The following is a 4,752-nucleotide window of genomic DNA, read 5'->3' on the forward strand; positions in this document are numbered from 1 at the left end:
CAACATCCGCGGCGAGATGGGCATCCCGCTAGGCAAGGCGTTGCCAATTTATCTGCATAACGGCAAAGACTCCGACCAGGCCCTGCTGGACGCCAACCGCGTCTTCCTGAGTAAACTGGCCAAACTGGAATCCATTACCTGGCTGGCAGCGGAAGACTCCGCCCCTGCCTCCGCCACCGCGTTGGTAGGCGACATGGAGATTTTGGTACCCATGGCCGGGCTGATCGACAAGGAAGCGGAGATCGAACGCTTGTCCAAAGAGACCGACAAGCTGCGCAAGGAAGTGGGCCGCGCAGAAGGCAAGCTGAAGAACCCCAAGTTTGTCGACAAGGCCCCCCAAGCCGTGGTGGACAAGGAAAAAGCCAAGCTGGACGACTACCGCTCCCAGCTCGCCAAGCTCGAAGAGCAGCTGGAAAAAATCAAATACCTGTAAGGACGGCCATCATGGATGATCCCCGCCGCGCCCGCATACTCACCTGCGCCCAGGAAGTCTTCGCCAGCGAAGGCTTCCGCAGTGCAGAGGTGAAAACCATCGCCGAGCGGGCCGGCGTGGGCAAGGCCACCATCTATAAATTCTTTCCTTCCAAGGAAGCCTTGCTGCTAACCATTGTGAAGGAAAACCTGAATACCATACGCGACCTGATCCTCTCCGAACTGATCAGCGTCTCGCCCCCACTGGAGCGCCTCGAAAGCCTGTGCCGTGCAGTGGCACGCTACCTGGAACAGAATCAGGATTTTTCCCGGGTACTGATTCAGGAGGCAGGTGATTTCATGGGCGACATCCAGCGCCAGTACCTGGCCCTGATGGAACAAAACCTCCCGCTGGCTGACGCGTTTTTCAATGAGCTGCGCAAAGACGGCTATTTCGTTGCCCTTCCCACTCGCGATACGATTCTGATGATGGTAAACCTTGTCACCGGAACCACGTATACATGGGCCCTCACAGGAGAGGGCAGCCTGGAACAACAAGCCGCAGACTACATGAAGGTGTTGATCCGCGGCCTCAGATAGGAAGAGTCGAGATCATGCGCCTTATGGTTATCTTCACCGCGTTGCTTTCCACCACCCTGATTCACGCAGGAACACTGAGTCAGCTGACCGATGCCCCCCACCGCACCCCGCAGGAAAAAGCCCGTGACGAATACCGCCATCCGGTAGCAACCCTGAATTTCTTCGATGTCCAAAAGGACATGACTGTGGTGGAAATATGGCCCGGTGGCGGCTGGTACACGTCGATTCTGGCGCCCTGGCTTTACAAGTCTGGCACTTATTACGCCGCCCACTTCCCTGAAGACAGCGACATCCCTTTCTACCGCCGGTCCGTGACCCAGTTCAAGGCCAAACTGGCAGAACACCCGGAGATCTACGATCACGTCCGCGTCACCGCGCTCAACCCTCCCAGCTACACCGTTATCGCCCCGGCGGGCACAGTAGACCGCGTTCTAACCTTTCGCAACGTGCATAACTGGGCCAAGGCCGGCAAGACCGAAGCCGTGTTTGCCAGCTTTTACCAGGCCCTTAAACCCGGCGGCATTCTCGGCGTGGTTGAGCATCGCGCACCGGAAGTGCGGCCACTGGAAAGGCAGATCGAAACGGGATACATGAGCGAAGGGTATGTGATTGCCCAGGCCGAACAGGCCGGGTTCAAACTGGTAGATCAATCGGAAATTAACGCCAACCCCAAGGATCAGGCCAACCATCCTGCCGGGGTCTGGACTCTCCCCCCCAGCCTGAGGCTCGGCGACAAGGACCGGGACACTTATGAAGCGATCGGGGAGAGCGACCGAATGACACTCAAATTCGTCAAGCCGGAGTAACCCGGCCCGACAGAAACCTCACGACGCCGGGCGCTCCAGCATGCCCGGCGTAACCTCACCCAGCACCAGGGATTCAGCCACCCCCACCGCCACGCGCAAACACTGGTCCAGCCGCTCCTGGGAAAAGCCTCCGTCCTCGAAGATGTACAACGAGTAGTTTTCCAGCATCCAGAGCATGGTCAGAAAAACCAGTGGTTCGTAGTTCTTGCCGGTAAAGCGGTTAATCTGTACCGCAAGCACTTCCGATGCCAGGGTTTGTGCGCGAGTACGGTGTGGCGCAAGGGCTGAATCAGAAGAGCGAGCCTCTTCCATCATCAGCTTGATCACCGGCCCCATACTCACGTGGTAATCGAAATACACCTTGGTAGTGTTGCGGATGATGTCATTGGCAGACGATGCCTGCTTCACCTCTTTGTGGAAGTGCAGCAGCATGTTATCCACAAAAATACGGTAAATGCTTTCCAGCACATCCATCTTGTTGCGGAAGTACTTGTAGAAAGTACGGCGTGACACGTCAGAAGCATCCAGCAGGTGTTGAACTGTCGTGCGCTGCAACCCGCGCTGGGCAAAAACCTGCATGGAATGGATCAGGATCTCCGCCCGCGCCTGGGAGCGTTGCCCCCCTTCTTCGCGGGCATGCACTTCCAACACCTGATTCACCACCTGGCGAATCGCATCAATGTCACTGCTTCCTGTCTGCACCTGACAAATACCCCTTACAATGTATACTTTGCGGTAGCTTAACCAACGGTCATCACAGAGTAAACACCGAGTTTATCCTAAGCCATGACCGTTCCGCTCACCCCATCACTACTCCTGTGGCGCTTCCAGACCTTTTCGTGAAAGTGATAGGCCACCGTATTCACGCATGGCTCCACCAACGCGGTCAAACCCCCGATACGCCAGTCACCGGTCATCGCCCAGACGACCAGAAACGCCACCGAAATATGCATTGCTCCAAAACTGATTGTCTTGGCCATAACATGCCCTCCTTTTCGATTATCATCGCCAACCCTATCCCTATAGAGAAATACTATTCCCATATCTCAACAATAGCTAATAGCAATCATTATCACTACGCGATTATCAAGGATTGTTAACTTGCCCCCTAAATCATGCGCCAGTCACGCGCAGTGCTTTACTCTATGGCATCCGCCAACCACAGGGTTTACATCATGAGCAAGAAAGCCTTACTGATCCTCCACGGCAAACAAGCCGCTAATCAGGCAGTTCGCGATGCGGTTATGGACTGGCGTGATCAGGGCCATGAGCTGGCTGTTCGAGTCACCTGGGAAGCCGGCGACGCGAAACGCTATGTGCACGAAGCGCTGAATAACGGCTTTACCACCATCATTGCCGGGGGCGGTGACGGATCCGTACGCGACATTACCCAGGCGTTGATGGAGAGTGGTCAAAAGGATCTGGAACTGGCAATCCTCCCCCTCGGCACAGCAAACGATTTTGCGACTGCTGCTGAGATCCCTGTGGAACCTGCAGCCAGCCTGTCCTTGCTCGAGAATATTCCGCAGCCCTGCGACGTCATACAGGTTAACGACCATTATTTCCTCAACATGGCTACCGGCGGTTTCGGTACAGAAGTGACGACCCAGACGTCGGAAGATTTAAAAAAGATGCTTGGTGGTGCAGCCTACCTGCTCACCGGGCTAACCCGCTTCCCGGAAATCGAATCAGCCAAAGGGCACTTCAAGGGTGAAGACTTCGAATGGGAAGGTGAATTCCTCGCCCTGGGTCTGGGCAATGGCCGCCAAGCTGGTGGTGGACAGCGGTTATGTCCCGATGCACTGATTAATAATGGCCTGTTCGATGTGGCAATCTTGCCCGCCGACATGGACTTGCTCGCCGGCGTAAAAGAACTGTTCGACAGCGAGGCCCGTCAAGACCCAAGCCAGGAAGGCCTTTTTGTACGCACCCGACTCAGTGAGATGCACATTGAGACCCCCACCTCAATGAACCTGAATCTGGACGGCGAACCCATACAGAGTACCACCTTTCGCATCCGTGCCATTCCGAATGCATTGCGCCTGTATCTGCCAGAGCGCAGCCCCCTGTTAGGCTGATGCCTGCTGAGAGCCGCCACAACGCTGAACAAACTCGCGAACTTTCTGCCGGCGTTGATCCAGCTTGTGGCCATACAAGGGAAAGTGTTCCCACACCGCCAGATCCTTTACCCCGTAGCGGCGGGTTGCTACTGCCACAACCATCATGCCGGTACGGATAACCCCCATCTCGCAGTGCACCAGGCAACGGCTTCCCGTGCGGTCAATTTCCCCCATTAATTGCAGAATCTGCGCTTCTGTTGGCGGAGTGTCCTGAGCCATTGGAATATTAACCAGATTCAACCCATGGCGACGACAGTATGCCTCTTGCCGTGCATACCACCCATTCTTGCTGTACTCAGACTCCAGGCGCAAATTAACGATAGTGTTGATTTTCAGCACCCGGTGCATGATACGTAACCCAACCGGCCCCAGAGTACCACTACGGTAAAGCTTGCCGGACTCCACTACGCGGAAGTGATACATCAGCTTGCGGTACCGATAAATGAACAAGGCAACAAAAGGGATAGCAACAGCTGTATACAACAACATGGCAAGACTCCGCAGCATTGAACGTCAGCGCAGTCTGGCGGGTCTTTTTGGCAAACGTATTACAGGGAGGCGTTGAATGTAATAGCGCGGGGTTGAGCAGGGATGTCCAAACCCTGAATACAAAAAACCCCCGTCACTTTCGTGGCGGGGGTTTTTTGTTTGGTTTAAGAGCCTGACGATGACCTACTCTCACATGGGGAAGCCCCACACTACCATCGGCGATATGTCGTTTCACTTCTGAGTTCGGCATGGGATCAGGTGGTTCCAACATTCTATGGTCGTCAGGCAAACTGGTTTGGTTGTCCTGAATAATCAGGATGACCAAA

The 4,752-nt window shown here is 55.1% G+C and carries 6 protein-coding genes, 1 rRNA gene and 1 pseudogene; 4 read left to right on the forward strand and 4 right to left on the reverse strand.

The genetic code is table 11. The features are described from left to right. The 3 genes and pseudogenes from A3730_RS09300 to A3730_RS09310 form a co-directional block, all read left to right on the forward strand. Positions 1-433: pseudogene (locus tag A3730_RS09300) on the forward strand (valine--tRNA ligase); the annotation flags it as partial. An 11-nt stretch (positions 434-444) separates the two neighbouring features. Next, positions 445-1,011: a TetR/AcrR family transcriptional regulator gene (locus A3730_RS09305; RefSeq protein WP_063521141.1), complete on the forward strand. Its 567-nt coding sequence runs from the start codon at positions 445-447 to the stop codon at positions 1,009-1,011. A 14-nt stretch (positions 1,012-1,025) separates the two neighbouring features. Further along, complete coding sequence (locus tag A3730_RS09310) at positions 1,026-1,817, forward strand: class I SAM-dependent methyltransferase (protein ID WP_063521140.1); 792 nt, start codon at positions 1,026-1,028, stop codon at positions 1,815-1,817. A gap of 18 nt (positions 1,818-1,835) precedes the next feature. On the opposite strand, the gene A3730_RS09315 is transcribed toward A3730_RS09310, so the two are convergent. Both A3730_RS09315 and A3730_RS09320 read right to left on the reverse strand, forming a co-directional pair. Next, positions 1,836-2,519 carry a TetR/AcrR family transcriptional regulator gene (locus A3730_RS09315; protein ID WP_063521139.1) on the reverse strand — a complete coding sequence of 228 codons (684 nt, stop codon included), beginning with the start codon at positions 2,517-2,519 and terminating at the stop codon, positions 1,836-1,838. Positions 2,520-2,596: 77 nt separating this feature from the next. Beyond that, positions 2,597-2,797, reverse strand: a complete 201-nt coding sequence (locus tag A3730_RS09320; RefSeq protein ID WP_063521138.1) for a DUF2061 domain-containing protein — start codon at positions 2,795-2,797, stop codon at positions 2,597-2,599. 195 nt (positions 2,798-2,992) lie between these two features. Here A3730_RS09320 and yegS point away from each other — a divergent pair, with 195 nt between their 5' ends. After that, entirely contained in the window at positions 2,993-3,895 is a 903-nt protein-coding gene (gene yegS / locus A3730_RS09325) for a lipid kinase YegS (protein ID WP_063521137.1), read from the forward strand. On the opposite strand, the gene A3730_RS09330 is transcribed toward yegS, so the two are convergent. Further along, on the reverse strand, positions 3,887-4,426 hold the full coding sequence (locus tag A3730_RS09330) for a tyrosine-protein phosphatase (RefSeq protein WP_063521136.1): 540 nt from the start codon (positions 4,424-4,426) through the stop codon (positions 3,887-3,889). The two genes, yegS and A3730_RS09330, sit on opposite strands and share 9 nt — an antisense overlap. Before the next feature lie 170 nt (positions 4,427-4,596). After that, positions 4,597-4,712 (reverse strand): 5S ribosomal RNA (gene rrf, locus A3730_RS09335). Between the last annotated feature and the right edge of the window lie 40 nt (positions 4,713-4,752).

This window comes from Alcanivorax sp. HI0044 (genome assembly GCF_001634945.1).

Bases quoted from the DNA above. Each gene is read 5' to 3' on its own strand.
- A3730_RS09305 (WP_063521141.1), top strand. From the start codon at position 445: ATGGATGATCCCCGCCGCGCCCGCATACTCACCTGCGCCCAGGAAGTC.
- A3730_RS09310 (WP_063521140.1), top strand. From the start codon at position 1,026: ATGCGCCTTATGGTTATCTTCACCGCGTTGCTTTCCACCACCCTGATT.
- A3730_RS09320 (WP_063521138.1), bottom strand. From the start codon at position 2,797: ATGGCCAAGACAATCAGTTTTGGAGCAATGCATATTTCGGTGGCGTTT.
- yegS (WP_063521137.1), top strand. From the start codon at position 2,993: ATGAGCAAGAAAGCCTTACTGATCCTCCACGGCAAACAAGCCGCTAAT.
- A3730_RS09330 (WP_063521136.1), bottom strand. From the start codon at position 4,426: ATGTTGTTGTATACAGCTGTTGCTATCCCTTTTGTTGCCTTGTTCATT.